A 17,973-nucleotide genomic window follows, 5' to 3' on the forward strand; every position below is an offset into this window, starting at 1 on the left:
GTGTACGCAGGTTGCGGGAGTGCGACGATGGGACTTATGGGGGACAGGGCGAGGCTGTTGGAGACCCGTCGGCTTGTGACAGCTCCCGGTGACGGGAGCGACCAGGACCGCCGTGACGCACCCGCGTACGGCCCGGGGCCGGACGGCTCCGCAGGCAGTGCCCGCGCCTCGGCCTTCGCCACGTCGTCCGCGGGCGACGGCGGAGACCTCGAGCTGGAGACCGCCCGCCGCCGCGCCGCCGAGTCCGGCGACCCCGCGTCCCTGAGCATGCTCGGCGCCCTGCTGCTGCGCCGCGGAGACCTCGACGGCGCCGAGCGCCACCTGCGCGCCGCCACCGCCGAGGGCGACCGCTCCGCCGCCAACAACCTGGGCGTCCTGCTGCACCAGCGCGGCTACGCCGACGAGGCCGCCGGCTGGTGGCGCGTCGCCGCCGTCGCCGGCTCCGCCGCCGCCGCGCACGCCCTCGGCCGCTACCACCGCGAGCGCGGCGACGAGCCGGCCGCCGAGTACTGGCTGCGTCAGTCCGCCGAGTCCGGCCACGCCCTGGGCGCGTACGCCCTGGCCGACCTCCTGGAGCACCGCAGCGACGTGGGCGCCGAGCGCTGGTTCCGCTCCGCCGCCGAGCGCGGGCACCGCGAGGCCGCGTACCGCCTGGCGCGGATACTCGACGGCCGGGCGCCGGGTGCCGCGGCGCAGACCCCCGGCGGGCTCTCCGGGCTCGCCGGCGGCCTCGGCCCCGCCATCCCCCGGCAGGTGAGCGCGGGCGGCGGGGACACCTCCGTGCGCGACCTGCGGGCCCACGCGGCCAAGGGCCCGCGCAGCGACGGCCCGGCCGGCGAGGCCGAGCAGTGGTATCGGCAGGCCGCCGCCCGCGGCCACCGCCGCGCCGCCCTGCACCTCGGCACCCTGCTGGAGGCGCGCGGCGAGACCCAGGAGGCCGCCCGCTGGTACCTGACCTCCGCCAAGGACGGGGAGCCGCGCGCCGCCTGCGCCCTGGGCTTCCTGCTGCGCGACTCCGGGGACCTGGACAGTGCGGCCGTCTGGTGGCGCCGCGCGGCCCAGGAGGGCGACGGCAATGCGGCCAACGCGCTGGGCGCTCTGCACGCGGACCGCGGCGAGGCCCAGCAGGCCGAGCGCTGGTACCGCTCCGCCCTGGACGCGGGCGACGTCAACGGTGCGTACAACCTCGGCCTGCTCTGCGCCGAGCAGGGCCGTACCGCGCAGGCCGAGCAGTGGTACCGCCGCGCCGCCTACGCCGGGCACCGGGAGGCCGCCAACGCGCTGGCCGTGCTGCTGCTCCAGGGCGGCGACCCGGCCGGCGCCGAGCCGTGGTTCTCCAAGGCCGCCGAGGCCGGCAGCGTGGACGCCGCGTTCAACCTGGGCATCCTCTATGCCGGGCGCGACGAGGAGCAGCTGGCGCTCCAGTGGTACGAGCGGGCCGCCGCCGCCGGGCACACGGAGGCGGCCCTCCAGGTCGCCATGGCCCTGCTGCGGGACGGCGGTGCCGAGGACGGGGAGGCCGAGCGGCATCTGCGTATCGCCGTGCGCGGCGGCAGCGCGGAGGCGGCCTTCCGGCTGGGCGCCCTGCTCGACCGCGACGACGACACCCGTGCGCAGAGCGAGGAGTGGTACGAGGTGGCCGCCCGGCAGGGGCACCGGCGCGCCCAGGTGCGGCTCGGCATGCTCGTCGCCGAGCGCGGGGACGTGGTCGAGGCGGCGCACTGGTACCGCGAGGCCGCCGAGGCGGGCAGCCGCAACGGTGCCTTCAACCTTGGGCTGCTGCTGGCCCGCGAGGGCAGCGAGCCGGAGGCCGCGATGTGGTGGGCCCGGGCCGCCGAGGCCGGGCACGGGCGCGCCGCCCTGCGGCTCGCCCTGCTGGCGGCCCGCCGGGGCGACCTGGCCGAGGGCCAGATGTGGTGCGCCCACGCGGTCGAGCTCGGCCCGGCGGAGGTCTCCGAGCGGGCCGCGCGGCTGCGGGACGCGCTGCAGCAGGAGCTCACGGCGTGACGGAAGCGGTTTGCATTGCTCGTCACGAGGGCGTTAGAGTGGGTTCACCGACGCGGGGTGGAGCAGCTCGGTAGCTCGCTGGGCTCATAACCCAGAGGTCGCAGGTTCAAATCCTGTCCCCGCTACTGCTCACAAAGGGCCCGGATCCAGTGGATCCGGGCCCTTTGTCATGCCGTGTCGGTGCAGCCGGGGCAGATGCCGCGGTACGTCACCTCGACCGCCGAGACCGTGAAGCCGAAGCGCTCGTCGGCCGGGAGGCCCGCCAGCAGGTCGTCGGCCGGGTGGACGTCGCGGATCGTGCCGCAGCGGGAGCACACCAGGTGCTGGTGCGCGTGGTGTGCGTTGGGGTCGTAGCGCTTGGCGCGGCCGTCCGTGCTCACCTCGAGGACCTCGCCGAGGGAGACCAGCTCCCCGAGCGTGTTGTACACCGTCGCGCGCGAGATCTCCGGCAGCAGCTCGGCCGCCCGGGCGTGCACCTCGTCCGCGGTGTAGTGGACGTGGTCCCCGTCGAGCACTTCCGCGACGACGCGCCGCTGTGCGGTCAGCCGCCAGCCGCGTCCCCGGAGCCGTTCCAGCAGGTCACTCATGCCATTCACCTATCAGTCAGATAGCACCAGCGTAGCAGTGGCCCCTGTCCATCCATGGAATCAGTCTTCAGGTTGCCCTCATCTTGACTTGGACTAAGTCCAATGTAGGATCGTTTTCGAGACGAGGCCAGACGGCCGCGAGGCAGTCGAGACGACGGAGGCGTACGTGACGGAGAACGGCCAGGCGGCAACGATCACGGGCCCGCTGACCACGGAGTCCGGAGCTCCGGTCGCGGACAACCAGAACAGCGAGACCGCGGGCGTCGGCGGCCCCGTCCTGGTGCAGGACCAGCTGCTGCTGGAGAAGCTCGCGCACTTCAACCGCGAGCGCATCCCGGAGCGCATCGTGCACGCCCGCGGCGCCGGCGCGTACGGCACGTTCACGGTGACCGCGGACGTCACCCGGTACACCAGGGCGAAGTTCCTCTCCCGGGTGGGCAAGCAGACGGAGACGTTCCTGCGCTTCTCCACCGTCGCGGGCAACCTCGGCTCGGCGGACGCGGTGCGCGACCCGCGCGGCTTCGCGCTCAAGTTCTACACCGAGGAGGGCAATTACGACCTCGTCGGCAACAACACCCCGGTGTTCTTCATCAAGGACGCCATCAAGTTCCCGGACTTCATCCACACCCAGAAGCGCGACCCCTACACCGGCTCCCAGGAGGCGGACAACGTCTGGGACTTCTGGGGCCTGTCGCCCGAGTCCACCCACCAGGTGACCTGGCTCTTCGGCGACCGCGGCATCCCGGCCACGCTCCGCCACATGAACGGCTACGGCTCGCATACGTACCAGTGGAACAACGAGGCGGGCGAGGTCTTCTGGGTCAAGTACCACTTCAAGACCGACCAGGGCATCAAGAACCTCACCCAGGACGACGCCAACAGGCTCGCCGGCGAGGACCCCGACAGCCACCAGCGCGACCTGCGCGAGGCCATCGAGCGCGGCGACTTCCCGAGCTGGACCGTGCAGGTGCAGATCATGCCCGCGGCCGAGGCGGCCGACTACCGCTTCAACCCGTTCGACCTCACCAAGGTGTGGCCGCACGAGGACTACCCGCCGATCGAGATCGGCAAGCTGGAGCTCAACCGCAACCCCGACAACATCTTCGCCGAGGTCGAGCAGTCGATCTTCTCCCCGGCGCACTTCGTCCCGGGCATCGGCCCGTCGCCCGACAAGATGCTCCAGGGCCGGCTCTTCGCCTACGGCGACGCCCACCGCTACCGCGTCGGCATCAACGCCGACCACCTGCCGGTCAACCGCCCGCACGCCACCGTCGCGCGCACCAACAGCCGTGACGGCTACGCCTACGACGGCCGCCACGGCCGGGCGAAGAACTACGAGCCGAACAGCTTCGGCGGCCCCGTCCAGACGGACCGCCCGCTGTGGCAGCCGGCCACCGTCACCGGGCCGACCGGCACCCACCCCGCCCCCGCGCACGCCGAGGACAACGACTTCGTCCAGGCGGGCAACCTCTACCGGCTGATGTCCGAGCCGGAGAAGGAGCGGCTGATCGGCAACCTCGCCGGTTTCATCGCCAAGGTGTCGCGCGACGACATCGTCGAGCGGGCGATCGGCAACTTCCGCCAGGCGGACCCCGACTACGGCAAGCGACTGGAAGCCGCTGTCCAGGCCCTGAGGGGCTGACGGACGCTTGCCGTACCCACCGAAGAGGCCGGACGCCATGGGGCTCCGGCCTCTTCGGCCTGTCTCAGCGTGCTGCCAGCGTGCCCGCGGGTGTCCGCTGGGGCACCCAGCAGCGCAGGATGTCACGCACCGACACCACCCCCGCGGCCTCGTAGCGGTCGAGGACGATCAGGTGCCGGAAGCCGCCGTGCGCCATCGCGGCGGCGGCCTCCTCCAGGGTCCACTCGGGGGCCGCGAAGACCACATCGGTGGTCGTGTGGCCCTGGGCCGTCTCGTGGTCCGGGTCCAGCCCGGCGCCCACCGCGTTGAGGACGTCGCGTTCGGTGAGGATGCCGAGGCCGCCGGCGTCGGGGTCGAGGACGACGGCGGCACCGACCTTGCGCGCGGACATCAGCCGCGCTGCCTGCCGGAGGGTGTGTGCGGGACCGATGGTGAGGATCACCGTGCTCATGGCGTCGCGGACGAGCATGGCCTTCAGCCACCTCCTTGGCGGACCGTGAAACCCGAACAGGGATTCACAAGTTCACAAGCTCGGAGTGTCATCTTCACACGCCGTCAGGAGGTGGACAAGAGGTGTCCCGTGGAGGAAACAGGGAGTTTACGACCCCAGGTAGCGCAGCAATTCGTCGTGCAGCAGACCGTTCGACGCGGCGGCGTTGCCGCTGTGCGGTCCCGGCGCCCCGTCCAGCCCGGTGAACCGGCCGCCCGCCTCCTCGACGATGACGACGTTCGCCGCCATGTCCCACAGCGACAGCTCCGGCTCCGCACAGATGTCCACCGAGCCCTCGGCGACCATCATGTACGGCCAGAAGTCCCCGTAGCCCCGCGTGCGCCAGCAAGTCCGGGTGAGGTCCAGGAAGCCCGGCAGCCTGCCGCGCTCCTCCCAGCCCGAGAGCGAGGAGTACGCGAACGACGCGTCCTCGATCCGCCCCACCCGCGAGACCTGCAGCCGCGTCGCCGAGGACAGGCTGCGCCCCGTGTACGCGCCGGAGCCCTGCGCCGCCCACCAGCGGCGGCCCAGCGCCGGAGCCGAGACGACGCCCAGCACCGGGTGGTAGCCGCCCGGGCCGTGCACCATGAGCGAGATGAGCGTGGCCCACACCGGCACCCCGCGCACGTAGTTCTTGGTGCCGTCGATCGGGTCGATCACCCAGCGGCGCGGGCCGGCGCCCTCGCTGCCGAACTCCTCGCCCAGCACCGCATCGCGCGGGCGGGCCCGCTGCAGCTGGCCGCGGATCAGTTCCTCGGCGGCCTTGTCCGCCTCGCTCACCGGAGTCATGTCCGGTTTGGTCTCGACCTTGAGGTCCAGGGCCTTGAACCGGTCCATGGTCGCCGCATTGGCGGCGTCCGCCAGCACATGGGCCAGACGCAGATCATCGTGGTAGTCGGACATGGCAGCACACTACCTGCGGCCCCGCCCCCGGCACGTGCGGCCCGCCCGCGGGTCTTGACACCGTCTGGTGGCACGTCAATTCTGTGGCAACGACCGTCGTGCGGCCGAAGGGCCCAGGAGGCGACGATGCCCGCGGCACGAGAACTCTTGCTGGACGCGGCCTTCACGGCGCTCGGCGCCCGGCCCTGGCACGGGGTCCGGATGGTCGACGTCGCGGCCGCGGCCGGGGTCTCCCGGCAGACGCTGTACAACGAATTCGGCAGCAAGGACGGCCTGGCGCGCGCCCTGGTGCGCCGCGAGGCCGACTCCTTCCTCGCCGGGGTGGAACGTTCCCTCGCCGACACCGCCCGCGACGGAGCCGACGCGGGCGACTGCTGCGCCGCCCTCGCCCTGTGGACGCTGCGGGCCGCGCGGGCCAACCCGCTGGTGCGGGCCGCGCTCACCGGCTGCCGCGGCGAGCGGCTGCCGGCCGCCGCCGCGCCGGTCGTCCCCGCCCCGCGCCCGGCGCCCGGCCCGGGCTCCGGACCGGCGCGCGGGGCGCCCACGCCGGGCGCACTGTCCGACCGGATGTGCGACAGCGCGTTCGGAGCGGTCAGCACGGGCCGCGACGGGGACCGCGAACGCACCCGGCGGGCCTGCGAGGCGGCGGTCCGGCTGACCCTGTCCTACGTGATCGCCCCGGCGGCCTCGGACGAGGAGGCGGCCACGAGCGTCGCCCGCCTGGTCCGCGCCCTGCGGGGCGACACCGTGTTCTGACGCGTGCTCCGATGCGGCGTCAGTGCGCCGAACCGGACAGCTGCAGCCCGATCACCCCGAGGATCACCAGAGTGATCGAGACGAGCTTGAGCGTGGAGACCAGGTCGCCCAGGAAGACCATGCCGTAGATCGCCGTGCCGGCCGCGCCGATGCCCGTCCACACGGCGTACGCGGGGCCGACGTCGAGCTTCCGCAGCGCGAGGGTCAGCAGGCCGAAGCTGCCGAGCGCGAAGCACGCGAAGGCGATCGTGGGCCACAGGCGGGTGAAACCGTGCGAGAGCTTCAGGCAGACGGCGAAACCGGTTTCCAGCAGACCTGCGACGACCACCAGCAGCCACGCCATCGGATTGCCTCCCGTGTCCGTGACCGCCGTGCGCATCACGAGCCTCAGTGCCCCTGATGCCCTTGCCGCGGGCGGTCACTCGCAAACGTAGGCGATCAGTCGCCTTCGCGCCGCTCCCTGGTCGCGAGCAGCCGGCGCAGGGAGTAGAGCCGCTGCGGATCGGCGTGGCCGTCCTCCACCCACCGGTCCAGCGCACAGTCCTGCTCGTCGTGGCTGCACGCGCGCGGGCACTCCTCGGTGCCCGGCTCCAGATCGGGGAAGGCGTGGATGACGCGCGAGGGGTCCACGTGGTGCAGCCCGAAGGACCGTACGCCCGGGGTGTCGATCACCCAGCCGTCCCCGTCCGGCAGCGGCAGGGCCAGCGCCGAGGTGGTCGTGTGCCGGCCGCGGCCGGTGACCGCGTTGACGTGCCCGGTGGCCCGCTGGCGGTCCGGGACGAGGTGGTTGACCAGGGTCGTCTTGCCCACGCCGGAGTGCCCCACGAACGCGGTGATCCGGCCCCCCAGCCGCTCCCGCACCCGGGCGGCGGCGTCCCCGTCGGCCAGTTCGTCGCGGTTGGTGACCACGTACGGCAGGCCCAGCGCCCCGTACGACTCCATCAGCCTCTCGGCCGGGGCCAGGTCCGACTTCGTCAGCACGAGCAGCGGCTCGAGCCCCGCGTCGTACGCGGCGACCAGGCAGCGGTCGATCAGCCGGGGGCGCGGCTCGGGGTCGGCGAGGGCGGTGACGATCGCCAGCTGGTCGGCGTTGGCGACGACCACGCGCTCGAACGGATCGTCGTCGTCGGCCGTGCGGCGCAGCACCGAGCTGCGCTCCTCGACCCGGACGACGCGCGCCAGGGTGTCCTTGGCACCGCTGAGGTCGCCCACGACGGCGACGCGGTCGCCCACGACGACGCCCTTGCGGCCCAGTTCGCGCGCCTTCATCGCCACGACGGTGCGGTCCTCGACGAGGACGGTCAGCCGGCCGCGGTCGATGGTCAGGACGAAGCCCTCGGCCGCGTCCTCGTGCTTGGGACGGATGCTGGTGCGGGGGCGGTTGCCCTTCCTGTTGGGGCGGACGCGGACGTCGTCCTCGTCGGTGTGCTTGCCGTAGCGGCGCATGGGACGTACCGGCTTTCTCAGGCTCTCGACGCCGTCGTCGCCCCCGCGGCGGACCCGAGCATTCCGGCCCACAGCGCCGGGAAGTCGGGGAGGGTCTTGGCGGTGGTCGCGACGTTCTCCACCTGGACCCCGGACACGGCCAGGCCGATGACGGCGCCCGCGGTGGCCAGCCGGTGGTCCTCGTAGGTGTGGAAGACGCCGCCGTGCAGCGGGCGCGGGCGGATGACGAGCCCGTCCTCGGTCTCGGCGACGTCGCCGCCGAGCTCGTTGATCTCCTTGGCGAGCGCGGCGAGCCGGTCGGTCTCGTGCAGCCGCAGATGCGCGATGCCGCGCAGCACGGACTCCGAGTCGGCCAGCGCCGCCACCGCGGCGATCACCGGGGTGAGCTCGCCGACCTCGTGCAGGTCGGCGTCGATGCCCGTGATCCGGCCGGTGCCGGTGAACGTCAGGCCCGCCTCGGTCAGTTCGCAGGAACCGCCCATGGCGGTGAAGATCTCGCGCAGCGCGTCGCCCGGCTGGGTGGTGCGCTCCGGCCAGTCGGGGATGGTGACCCGGCCGCCGGTGACGAGGGCCGCGGCCAGGAACGGCGCGGCGTTGGACAGGTCGGGCTCGACGACCAGGTCGCGGCCGAGCAGGGCGCTGGGGGAGACCCGCCAGACGTCCGGTTCGCCGCCCGCCTCGGGGGTGTCGACCTGGGCGCCGGCCGCGCGCAGCATGTCCACGGTCATCCGGATGTGCGGCAGCGAGGGCAGCGCGGAGCCGACGTGGCGGACCTCGACGCCCTGGTTGAAGCGCGGTCCGGACAGCAGCAGGGCGCTGACGAACTGGGAGGACGAGGAGGCGTCGATCTGCACCGGGCCGCCGTCGAGGGCGCCGGCGCCGTGGACGGTCAGGGGGAGCGCGCCGCGTTCGTTGTCGTCGATGCGCGCGCCGAGGGCGCGCAGTGCGTCGATCACGCCGTGCAGGGGGCGCTCGTAGCTGCGGGGGTCGCCGTCGAAGCGCACCGGGCCGTCGGCCAGCGCGGCCACGGGCGGCAGGAAGCGCATCACCGTGCCGGCGTTGCCGACGTCCACCGTGGCCGGGCCGTGCAGCCGGGCGGGGATGACGCGCCAGGCCTCGCCGGTGCCGTCCGGGCCCACGCCTTCCTCGATGCCGACGCCCATGGCGCGCAGCGCCTCGGCCATCAGCAGGGTGTCCCGGGAGCGCAGCGGCCGGCGCAGCCAGCCCGGCTCGGCGGCCAGGGCTGCCAGGACGAGGCCACGGTTGGTGACCGACTTCGATCCTGGCACCGTGACGGTCGCGTCGACGGCTCGCGTGGCGAGCGGTGCGGGCCAGAGATCGGTGTGCGCGGGGCTCTCGGTCATGCCCCTAACCTTACTGAGGTTCCGGGCGTGGTTCCGTCGTGCTTATTGCGCTCACACTCCGAGCAGCCACTGTCCCCCCGCCGCGAGCGAGCACAGGGTGACGGCGTGGAAGAGGAACAGCCAGGCTGCCGCCGGGACGTTCGTCAGCCGCGCCAGCTGGTCCGCGTCGGAGTCCGCGGCGCCCCCGCGGCGCCGCTTGCGCTGCAGCTCGAACGGCGGGCGGACGCCGCCCAGCAGCAGGAACCACACCACCCCGTACGCGAACGCGGCCTGCACCTGCGGTCCGGCCAGCCAGGACACCAGGACGAAGGCGGCGCCCGCGAGCACCACCGTCAGCATCCCGTAGGCGTTGCGGATCATCACCAGCATCGCGGCGAGCAGCACGGCCGCGCCCCACAGCAGGGCGGTGATGTGCCCGGCGGCCAGCAGCCCGGCGCCGGCCAGGCCCAGCAGGGAGGGCGCGGTGTAGCCCGCGGCGGCGGTCAGGATCATGCCGAGGCCGGTCGGCCGGCCGCGCGAGACGGTCAGCCCGGAGGTGTCGGAGTGCAGCCGGATGCCGTCCAGCCGGCGCCCGCTGAGCAGGGCGACGAGCGCGTGGCCGCCCTCGTGCGCAATGGTCACGGCGTTACGGGTGATGCGCCAGACGTTCCAGGGGACGACCGCGCCGAGGGCCACCGCGGCGGTGACGATCACCAGCCACAGCTCGGGGGCGGGCTGGCCGCCGACGACGCGGTCCCATAGCTCGGTGGCCGTGGTGCTGTCCATCGGTGATCCGCTCCTTGCGTCTTCGTGGCACTGTGGCACTCATGTGCGGTCGATATGCGGCGAGCCGGAGACCGGAGGATCTGGTCGGGCTCTTCGGGGTGGAGAAGTGGGAACCGGAGGAGACGCTGGCTCCGGACTGGAACGTGGCGCCGACGAAGAGCGTCCATGCGGTGCTCGAGCGTCCTTTGAAAGACGCAGCGGACCGGCGTCCGGTTCGTCAGCTGCGCGTTCTGCGCTGGGGGCTGGTCCCGTCGTGGGCCAAGTCGCCGGAGGGCGCGGCCCGGATGATCAATGCCCGGGCGGAGACGGTCCACGAGAAGCCGTCCTTCCGGAGGGCCTTCGAGTCCCGGCGCTGCCTGATCCCGGCGGACGGCTACTACGAGTGGGTCACGGGTACGCAGGAGCGCGAACTGGAGGAGCAGGGCCGCAGAAAGAGGGCCAGGAAACAGCCGTACTTCGTCACTCCCGCCGACGGTTCGGTGATGGCCATGGCCGGGGTGTACGAGTTCTGGCGCGACCCGACCCTGCCGCCGGACCACCCGCAGGCGTGGTGGGCCACCTGCTCGGTGATCACCACCGAGGCGGAGCAGGAGCCGTTCGCGGAGCAGGAGCCGTTCGCGGAGGCTGCGCCGTTCGCGGAGGCTGCGCCGTCCGCGGAGGCTGCGCCGTCCGCGGAGGCCGGCGAGCCCGGACCCCGCTCGCTCGCCGAGATCCACCCGCGGATGCCGCTGGTGCTGCCCCCGGACCGGTGGGCGGCCTGGCTGGACCCGACGTGCACCGATCCGGCGGAGCTGCGCCACCTGCTGGCCCCGCCCGCGCCCGGCTCGGTCCGGGCGTATCCGGTGGCCACGGCGGTCAGCGACGTCCGCAACAACGGCCCCGAACTGCTGAAGGAACTGCCTGCACCGGAGGAGACGACGCTGTTCTGACCCCGGTTGTCAGCGGGTGGCTGCAGGATGGGGACGTGACCGACACACCACAGAGCCATGCCGAGTCCGTGGACACCCCCGGCGGCGAGGCCCGGATCCACTGGTACCCCGCGGCGGGGAAGCCCCGTCTGGTGCTGGCCCTCGGGCACGGTGCGGGCGGCGGCGTCGAGGCGCGCGACCTGGCGGCCCTGGCCGCCGCCCTGCCCGGCGGCGGCGTCACCGTGGCCCTCGTCGAGCAGCCCTGGCGCGTGGCCGGCCGGAAGGTCGCACCCGCGCCCAAGGCGCTCGACGAGGCGTGGCGCGCCCTGTGGCCCGCGCTCGCCGCCCCCGGTGTGCCGGTGGTGGCCGGCGGCCGCAGCGCGGGGGCGCGCGTCGCGTGCCGCACGGCGCAGGAGCTCGGCGCAGCCGCCGTCCTCGCGCTGAGCTTCCCGCTGCACCCGCCGGGCAGGCCGGAGAAGTCCCGCGCGGACGAACTGACGGGGGCGGGCCTGCCCGTGCTCGTCGTGCAGGGCGCGCGTGACCCGTTCGGCCGCCCCGGGGAATTCCCGTCCGGCACCGCGCCCGTCGCCGTGCCTTTCGGGGACCACGGCTTCGCGGTGCCGAAGAAGGCGGACGTCACCCAGGAGGACGCCCTCGCGGTGATCACCGGTGCGGTGGCGGACTGGCTCGCGGGACTCCGGCTCCGGTGAAGCGGGAATGCGCTGCGCCGTGCGGCTGTTAACCGGACGTAGCAAAGCAACGCACCGGCACGACGTATGGAATGGGAGCTCCCCGCATGGGTTCGATCGCATGCCCGTCCCGCCCGCAGACGGCCGACCTCGGATGGGCGGTCATGGGCGCGGGCCTGCCGGCCGCGGCCGGAGCGGCGGGTGGACCGGATCGTCGTCTATTCTCCGAAACGAGCGGGTCCGTCTCCGGTCCCGCAGCGCTGCTGGAGGAGGTGGGTCCGGTCGCCGGTACCGACGCGGGGGAGCCCGTGGAGCGCACCGAGGGTGCGGGCACGGAGAGCGCCGCCGAGCGCAGTGCCCGTTTCGAGCGTGATGCGCTCACTTTCCTGGACCAGATGTATTCGGCCGCACTGCGCATGACGCGCAATCCCGCGGACGCCGAGGACCTGGTGCAGGAGACGTACGCCAAGGCCTACGCGTCCTTCCACCAGTTCCGTGACGGTACGAACCTCAAGGCGTGGCTCTACCGCATTCTGACCAACACCTTCATCAACTCGTACCGCAAGAAGCAGCGGGAGCCGCTGCGCAGCGCGTCCGAGGAGATCGAGGACTGGCAGCTGGCGCGCGCCGAGTCGCACATGTCGACCGGGCTGCGCTCCGCCGAGTCCCAGGCGCTCGACCACCTTCCCGACTCCGACGTCAAGGAAGCCCTCCAGGCCATTCCCGAGGAATTCCGCATAGCGGTCTACCTCGCGGACGTCGAGGGCTTTGCCTACAAGGAGATCGCGGACATCATGGGTACCCCCATCGGCACGGTGATGTCCCGGCTGCACCGTGGCCGCCGTCAGCTGCGCGGACTGCTGGAGGACTACGCCCGTGAGCGCGGTCTGGTCCCCGCAGGGGCCGGCAACGTGCCGAACGGTTCCGACGAGTCGCACAATCGGAAAGGCTCGGACTCATGAGCTGCGGAGAGCCGCACGAGACGGACTGCTCTGAAGTCCTCGACCATCTCTACGAGTTCCTCGACCACGAGATGCCCGAGGGCAAGTGCGCCGACTTCGAGGTGCATATCGACGAATGCTCGCCCTGCCTGGAGAAGTACGGCCTGGAACAGGCGGTGAAGAAGCTCGTCAAGCGCTGCTGCGGCCATGACGACGTGCCCGCCGACCTGCGCTCGAAGGTGATGGGCCGGATCGAGATGATCCGGGCCGGCCAGGCCGTGCCCGAGCAGGACGTGGTGGCCGAGGCCAAGGCGGCCGAGGCCGAGGCGCGCAGCGTCGCCCAGGACCGGTAGCCCGCCCCTCGCGGGGGCGGGTGCGCCCGCAGGGGTTCCGGACCGGTTCCGGGGTGATCCAAACCACCGCACCGGGGAACGTCACCCGAACGGACGGTCCAATACCCGGATCCCGTTTGCCCGGCCCGTCGGAAGCCTATTCTCCCCAACCTGACGTCATGTCCGGGACGGTACGGGGAGGGGCGCGCCATGGGGGCACTTCCGGTGGCCGCGCGCGGCTACATCGCCTGCGTGGTGCTGGCCGCCGCGGTGTGCGTCCTGCCCGCCGTGCGCCCCGGAGCGGGTGTTCCCTGGGGTGCGGTGCTGCTCCTCGCGGCCGTCTGCGCGGTGTGCGAGCGGATGCCGCGCTGTGCGCCCGTCCTCCCCGTGCTGCTCGCCGGGGCCTTCCTGCTGCCGCCCGCCGCCGCGGGGCTGGTCGCGGTGCCCGGTGCGCTCGCCGGGCGGGGGGAGCTGCGGCCGGTGTGGGTGCGGCGGCTGTGGCATGCGGGGCAGTACGTGCTGGCGGGGGGCCTGGCCTCGGTGGTCTTCGCGCATGTGCCCGGCGGCCCCGGCCTTCCGTACGCGCTGTTGCCCGCCCTGGCGGCGGGCGTCGTCTTCGCCCTGGTCATGGTCGGTCTGGACGGCGGCGCCCTGGTCACCGCCGAGGGCCGGCCGCCGCGCTCGGCCTGGCGGGGCCGGCTGCCCGGCGCACTGGTGCCCCCGCTGGTCCACGGCCCGGCGGGGCTGATGATGGCCGTCCTGTGGCACAGCGTCTACGGTCCCGTGGCGGCGCTGCTGGTGCTGCTGCCGCTGTCCATCTCCTCCTGGGTCCTCGACCGCTGCCGCCGTGAACGGGCCGCCCACCAGGCCACGGTGCGGGCCCTGGTGCAGGCCGTCGACCTCAAGGACCGCTACACGCGCGGCCACAGCGAGCGCGTGGGCCGTGCGTCGGTGCTGATCGCCCGCGAGCTGGGCATGAGCGGGGAGCGCCTGGAAGCGCTGCGCTTCGCGGGCATCCTGCACGACGTGGGCAAACTCGGCGTGCCCACCCGGGTGTTGCGCAAGGACGGGCCGCTCACGCCCGAGGAGCGGCGGGTGATCGAGCTGCATCCCGAGTACGGGCACGAGATGGTCCGCGGCATCGGCTTCCTCGACGAGGCGCGGGCGGCGATCCTCCACCACCACGAGCGCCTGGACGGCAGCGGCTACCCCTACGGTCTGACGGGTCCTCAGATCCCGGAGTTCGCAAGGGTGGTGGCGGTCGCCGACGCCTTCGACGCGATGACCTCGACGCGCAGCTACCGGCGCGCGCGGCCGGTGCCCGCGGCCCTGGAGGAGCTGGACCGCTGCGCCGGAACCCAGTTCGACCCGCGCATGGTGGAGGCGCTCTCCCAGGCCCTGACCCACCACCGCTGGCACCCGGCGCCGCCCCCGCCGGAACTCGCCGCCCAGGCCAGCCGAAACGTCCCTTCTGATCGCCTCGATCACTCTGATCACCCTGACTGTTCTGCTCAGCCTTCCGCCGCCGGGCCGGCCCGGCACCCCGGGGGCCCCGGATGACGGGCCGAACACCGGGAGCGACTCCGCCGCCGGGCACCGCGGAGGCCGAGGAGCCCGCCGCCCCGGACGGGGCGGCGTTCGCTGCGGGCGGGGGCCAGGAGTGCGGACGGGTGTCCGTGCCGGGGGCCCGTGCCCGTTCCGCCTCCGCCGCTGCGGTGGCACCGGCGCAGGCACCGCCCGGGGCGGGAAGCCGCGGGGCGCCCGGCCCGCTCCCCGCGGTGGGCCGCCCCCGCCGGGCCCCCGAGGACGCCCCGCACCCGTCCGGGGAGCCGGAGCACCGCCCCTGCGGGGCGGCGCCGGACCCCGCCCCCCGCATCCCGCCCGGCGCCCGCCCCCGCAGGCGCTGGGTCGTGCGCGGGGTGCACGCCGCCGCCGGGACCGCGGCGCTGGTCGCGCTGCTGTGGACCGCGTGGCGCGGTGTCGCGCAGCCCGGCGTCGCCCTGGCCTACGGGATCCTCATCGCGCTCGGCGAGGCCGCCCGGCGGCGGCCGCGCAGCGGCGGGGTGCGGGAGACGGCGCCCGTGAGCGCCGCCGCGACCCTCGCCTACGCGCTGCTCGGCGAGGTCGGCGGGCGGCCGGCCTCGCACGGGGCGCCGCAGGTCGTGGCCGTGGTGCTCGGCGCCACCCTCGCCGGGGCCGTCGGCCGCCCGCCCGCCGTCGACCGGCTCGCCCGCCGCGTCCTGAACGCCGGTTTCGCCGCCACCTGCTTCCAGCCCCTGCAGCACGCGGGCACGCCCGGCCCCGGCCCGTACTACGCACTGTTCCTGCTGCTCCTGCTCGTCCTCACCGCCCTGTGCGACGCGGTGCTCGCCGCCGCCCTCACCCGGGCCCGCACCGGGAGCCCGTACGGCCCGCTGCTGCGCGAGGAGCTGCGCACCCTGCCCGGCATCGGCTCGGCGATCTGTGCGACCGGCGTCGTGATGGCCCTCGCGGTGGCCGTCGCCGGGCTGTGGGCGCTGCCCGTCTTCTGCCTCCCGCTGCTGGTCACCCAGCTGTCGATCCACCGCTACGAGGCCGTGCGCGCCACCCGCCGGCAGACCATCGCCTCGCTGGCCCGGGCGACCGAGATCGCCGGCTACACCCCGGCCGGCCACGCCCGCCGCGTCGCCGCGCTCGGCCTGGCCGTGGGCCGGGAGCTGGGCCTGTCCGACGCGGAGCTCACCGTCGTGGAGTACGCGGCGCTGATGCACGACATCGGCCAGCTGTCGCTCGTCGACCCGGTGCCCGAGGGCGCGACCGAGCCGCTGGCCCCGGAGGAGCGCCGCCGCATCGCGCTGCTGGGCGCGGCCGTGGTCCGCAAGACCGGCGTCCCGGCCGACGTCGCCCTGGTGGTCGAACGGCAGGCCGATCCGTACCGCGAGCAGCCGCTCGCCGCCCGCGTCGTGCGGACCGTCAACGCCTACGACGACCTCACCGCCGACCCGGCGTGCGGCCCGCTGCGCGCCCTGGAGCGGCTGCGGCTGGCGACGGCGCACGACCACGAGCCCCGGGTGGTGGAGGCGCTCGCGAGGGTGCTCGCACGCGGCGGCCCCGCTCCACCGGGGCCGTGAAAGTGCGGGCAAACCCGGAGTAGTCCGCTGAACCCACGGGTAATGAGCGGGCGTCCGGAAGGACATGGTTGGATGCGAAGAAGACGAAGAGAATGGCGAGAAAGCGGAATCGGGGGGTGTCGTGCGCGCCGTCGTCGGCAAGGAGGAGGCATGGAGGGCGGCAGCGCTCCCCGGAGCGAATGCGGTGCGGCCGGCGACCGTCGGTGAGGACGGCGGCCGGTACCGGGACCATCCGGCGTGGTTGCACGCAGAAACCGGCAGGCGGGAATCGTGAGGATCTTCGGCAGGGTGCGGCACCGGCCTTCCGCCTCGTGGCGGCAGGCGACGGACCGTGCCTTCACACTCATCGGCGACGGCCGGTACGAGGACGCGGGCGCCCTGCTGACGCGCGCGGCCGACATGGAGCCGTGGCTGTCCGAGTCGTGGTTCAACCTCGCGCTGCTGCACAAGTTCCGCCACGACTGGGAGCAGGCGCGCGCCGCGGGCCTGCGCGCCGTGGCCCTGCTGGACCGTGAGGCGGGCGCTCCCGACTGGTGGAACGTGGGCATCGCGGCCACCGCCCTGCAGGACTGGCCGCTGGCCCGCCGCGCCTGGCAGGCGTACGGGCTGCGGGTGCCCTCCGAGGGCGGCCCGGCCGGTGAGCCGGTCGGCATGGAGCTGGGCAGCGCGGCCGTGCGGCTCTCCCCGGAGGGCGAGGCGGAGGTCGTGTGGGGCCGTCGGCTCGACCCGGCGCGCATGGAGGTGCTCTCCATCCCGCTGCCGTCCTCGGGCCGCCGCTGGGGCGAGGTCGTGCTGCACGACGGCGTCCCGCACGGAGAGCGGGTCACCGCCGCCGGGCCCTCGTACCCGGTCTTCGACGAGATCGAGCTGTGGGCCCCGTCCCCCGTGCCGACCTGGGTGGTCCTCCTGGAGGCCGCCACCGAGGCCGACCGGGACGCCCTGGAGCGGCTCGCCGCCGACGCCGGCTTCGCCGCCGAGGACTGGTCCTCGTCCGTGCGCCTGCTGTGCCGTACGTGCTCGGAGAGCCGGATGCCCAGCGACGAGGGCGACGGCGAGCACCTGGACCCGCACGACCACAGTGAGCCCGGCCACCCCGGCCCGCTCGGCCACCGCACGGCCGGCTCCGGCTCCCTGTGGGTGCCCGAGCGCGAGTGCGGCATCGCGGCCCCTGCGGGCCTGGTGCGGGGACTGCTGGACGGCTGGGTCGCCGACAGCCCGGACACCCGGGAATGGCGGGATCTCGAAGAGGTCTGCTGAGCGGTGGCCCGTGCTCCCCGTACCCTGTATGAGCCCTGTGGATTCCGGGCACGATATTGCTTTCGGGTTGTGAGAGAGGCATACGGCGGACATGGCGCAGCAAGACACTGAGCACTCGGTGAACAGCGAGTTCATCGTGGACACCGAGGACTGCGAGGAGCGCGAGCGCGCCCATCGCGAGCGCGGCACCTCCCGCCCGATCACCGTCGTCGGCAACCCCGTCCTGCACCGCGAGTGCCAGGACGTGACCGAGTTCGACGACAAGCTCGCCGAGCTCGTCGACGACATGTTCACGAGCCAGCGCACCGCCGAGGGCGTCGGCCTCGCGGCCAACCAGATCGGCGTCGACCTCAAGGTCTTCGTCTACGACTGCATGGACGACGAGGGCGTCCGGCACGTCGGCCACGTCTGCAACCCCGTCCTCGAGGACCTGCCGGCCGACCGCCGCGTCCTCGACGACTCCAACGAGGGCTGCCTGTCCGTCCCGACGGCCTACGCCCCGCTGGCCCGCCCCGACTACGCGGTCGTCAGCGGCCAGGACATGAAGGGCAACCCGATCCGCGTCGAGGGCACGGGCTACTTCGCCCGCTGCCTCCAGCACGAGACGGACCACCTCTACGGGCGCCTGTACATCGACCGCCTCTCGAAGCGGGAGCGGCGCGATGCGCTGCGGCAGATGGAGGAGGGTACGCCGCGGTACCCGGTCGTCGCCAACGACTAGTCGTCACGGCCGAAGGGCCCGTACGGAACATTCCGTTCCGTACGGGCCCTTCGTT

Annotated in this window: 18 protein-coding genes and 1 tRNA gene; 12 read left to right on the forward strand and 7 right to left on the reverse strand. The window is 73.7% G+C overall.

Going from position 1 to position 17,973, the window contains the following annotated elements; genetic code table 11:
• Nucleotides 1-27 precede the first annotated feature (27 nt).
• Nucleotides 28-2,007 (forward strand): tetratricopeptide repeat protein, encoded by a 1,980-nt coding sequence (locus ACLHRZ_RS12435; protein ID WP_490418419.1) that lies wholly within the window; start codon nucleotides 28-30, stop codon nucleotides 2,005-2,007.
• A 51-nt stretch (nucleotides 2,008-2,058) separates the two neighbouring features.
• Nucleotides 2,059-2,132, forward strand: a tRNA-Met gene (locus tag ACLHRZ_RS12440).
• A gap of 42 nt (nucleotides 2,133-2,174) precedes the next feature.
• On the opposite strand, the gene ACLHRZ_RS12445 is transcribed toward ACLHRZ_RS12440, so the two are convergent.
• Complete coding sequence (locus tag ACLHRZ_RS12445; protein WP_490418420.1) at nucleotides 2,175-2,594, reverse strand: Fur family transcriptional regulator; 420 nt, start codon at nucleotides 2,592-2,594, stop codon at nucleotides 2,175-2,177.
• Nucleotides 2,595-2,760: 166 nt separating this feature from the next.
• Between ACLHRZ_RS12445 and ACLHRZ_RS12450 the strand changes: the two genes are divergently transcribed.
• Complete coding sequence (locus tag ACLHRZ_RS12450; RefSeq protein WP_490418421.1) at nucleotides 2,761-4,236, forward strand: catalase; 1,476 nt, start codon at nucleotides 2,761-2,763, stop codon at nucleotides 4,234-4,236.
• 64 nt (nucleotides 4,237-4,300) lie between these two features.
• On the opposite strand, the gene ACLHRZ_RS12455 is transcribed toward ACLHRZ_RS12450, so the two are convergent.
• On the reverse strand, nucleotides 4,301-4,705 hold the full coding sequence (locus ACLHRZ_RS12455) for a CBS domain-containing protein (protein WP_490418422.1): 405 nt from the start codon (nucleotides 4,703-4,705) through the stop codon (nucleotides 4,301-4,303).
• A 129-nt stretch (nucleotides 4,706-4,834) separates the two neighbouring features.
• Nucleotides 4,835-5,629: a histidinol-phosphatase gene (gene hisN, locus ACLHRZ_RS12460; protein ID WP_490418423.1), complete on the reverse strand. Its 795-nt coding sequence runs from the start codon at nucleotides 5,627-5,629 to the stop codon at nucleotides 4,835-4,837.
• A gap of 126 nt (nucleotides 5,630-5,755) precedes the next feature.
• Between hisN and ACLHRZ_RS12465 the strand changes: the two genes are divergently transcribed.
• Complete coding sequence (locus ACLHRZ_RS12465) at nucleotides 5,756-6,385, forward strand: TetR/AcrR family transcriptional regulator (protein ID WP_490418424.1); 630 nt, start codon at nucleotides 5,756-5,758, stop codon at nucleotides 6,383-6,385.
• A 19-nt stretch (nucleotides 6,386-6,404) separates the two neighbouring features.
• Here the strand turns inward: ACLHRZ_RS12465 and ACLHRZ_RS12470 are convergent, their stop codons facing one another.
• The 4 genes from ACLHRZ_RS12470 to ACLHRZ_RS12485 form a co-directional block, all read right to left on the reverse strand.
• Nucleotides 6,405-6,728, reverse strand: a complete 324-nt coding sequence (locus ACLHRZ_RS12470) for a DMT family transporter (protein WP_490418471.1) — start codon at nucleotides 6,726-6,728, stop codon at nucleotides 6,405-6,407.
• Between the two features lie 95 nt (nucleotides 6,729-6,823).
• Nucleotides 6,824-7,831: a ribosome small subunit-dependent GTPase A gene (rsgA, locus tag ACLHRZ_RS12475; protein ID WP_490418425.1), complete on the reverse strand. Its 1,008-nt coding sequence runs from the start codon at nucleotides 7,829-7,831 to the stop codon at nucleotides 6,824-6,826.
• 17 nt (nucleotides 7,832-7,848) lie between these two features.
• On the reverse strand, nucleotides 7,849-9,195 hold the full coding sequence (gene aroA / locus ACLHRZ_RS12480; protein ID WP_490418426.1) for a 3-phosphoshikimate 1-carboxyvinyltransferase: 1,347 nt from the start codon (nucleotides 9,193-9,195) through the stop codon (nucleotides 7,849-7,851).
• A gap of 51 nt (nucleotides 9,196-9,246) precedes the next feature.
• On the reverse strand, nucleotides 9,247-9,960 hold the full coding sequence (locus tag ACLHRZ_RS12485) for a M50 family metallopeptidase (protein WP_490418427.1): 714 nt from the start codon (nucleotides 9,958-9,960) through the stop codon (nucleotides 9,247-9,249).
• 41 nt (nucleotides 9,961-10,001) lie between these two features.
• Between ACLHRZ_RS12485 and ACLHRZ_RS12490 the strand changes: the two genes are divergently transcribed.
• From ACLHRZ_RS12490 to def, 8 genes are all read left to right on the forward strand, one after another.
• The gene (locus ACLHRZ_RS12490; RefSeq protein WP_490418428.1) at nucleotides 10,002-10,889 is read left to right on the forward strand and encodes an SOS response-associated peptidase; all 888 of its coding nucleotides are present in this window, start codon (nucleotides 10,002-10,004) and stop codon (nucleotides 10,887-10,889) included.
• Nucleotides 10,890-10,924: 35 nt separating this feature from the next.
• The gene (locus ACLHRZ_RS12495) at nucleotides 10,925-11,578 is read left to right on the forward strand and encodes an alpha/beta hydrolase family protein (RefSeq protein ID WP_490418429.1); all 654 of its coding nucleotides are present in this window, start codon (nucleotides 10,925-10,927) and stop codon (nucleotides 11,576-11,578) included.
• Nucleotides 11,579-11,829: 251 nt separating this feature from the next.
• Nucleotides 11,830-12,519: a sigma-70 family RNA polymerase sigma factor gene (locus ACLHRZ_RS12500; protein WP_190076230.1), complete on the forward strand. Its 690-nt coding sequence runs from the start codon at nucleotides 11,830-11,832 to the stop codon at nucleotides 12,517-12,519.
• On the forward strand, nucleotides 12,516-12,851 hold the full coding sequence (gene rsrA, locus ACLHRZ_RS12505) for a mycothiol system anti-sigma-R factor (protein WP_490418430.1): 336 nt from the start codon (nucleotides 12,516-12,518) through the stop codon (nucleotides 12,849-12,851). Before ACLHRZ_RS12500 ends, rsrA begins: the two co-directional genes overlap by 4 nt.
• A gap of 189 nt (nucleotides 12,852-13,040) precedes the next feature.
• Nucleotides 13,041-14,390: an HD-GYP domain-containing protein gene (locus tag ACLHRZ_RS12510; RefSeq protein WP_490418431.1), complete on the forward strand. Its 1,350-nt coding sequence runs from the start codon at nucleotides 13,041-13,043 to the stop codon at nucleotides 14,388-14,390.
• Between the two features lie 359 nt (nucleotides 14,391-14,749).
• Complete coding sequence (locus ACLHRZ_RS12515) at nucleotides 14,750-15,940, forward strand: HD-GYP domain-containing protein (protein ID WP_490418472.1); 1,191 nt, start codon at nucleotides 14,750-14,752, stop codon at nucleotides 15,938-15,940.
• Between the two features lie 270 nt (nucleotides 15,941-16,210).
• The gene (locus ACLHRZ_RS12520) at nucleotides 16,211-17,197 is read left to right on the forward strand and encodes a tetratricopeptide repeat protein (protein ID WP_336414126.1); all 987 of its coding nucleotides are present in this window, start codon (nucleotides 16,211-16,213) and stop codon (nucleotides 17,195-17,197) included.
• 91 nt (nucleotides 17,198-17,288) lie between these two features.
• Nucleotides 17,289-17,918, forward strand: coding sequence for a peptide deformylase (gene def / locus ACLHRZ_RS12525; protein ID WP_490418432.1), 630 nt, complete (start codon nucleotides 17,289-17,291; stop codon nucleotides 17,916-17,918).
• The last annotated feature ends 55 nt before the right edge of the window (nucleotides 17,919-17,973 follow it).

The organism is Streptomyces sp. AM25, assembly GCF_058146165.1.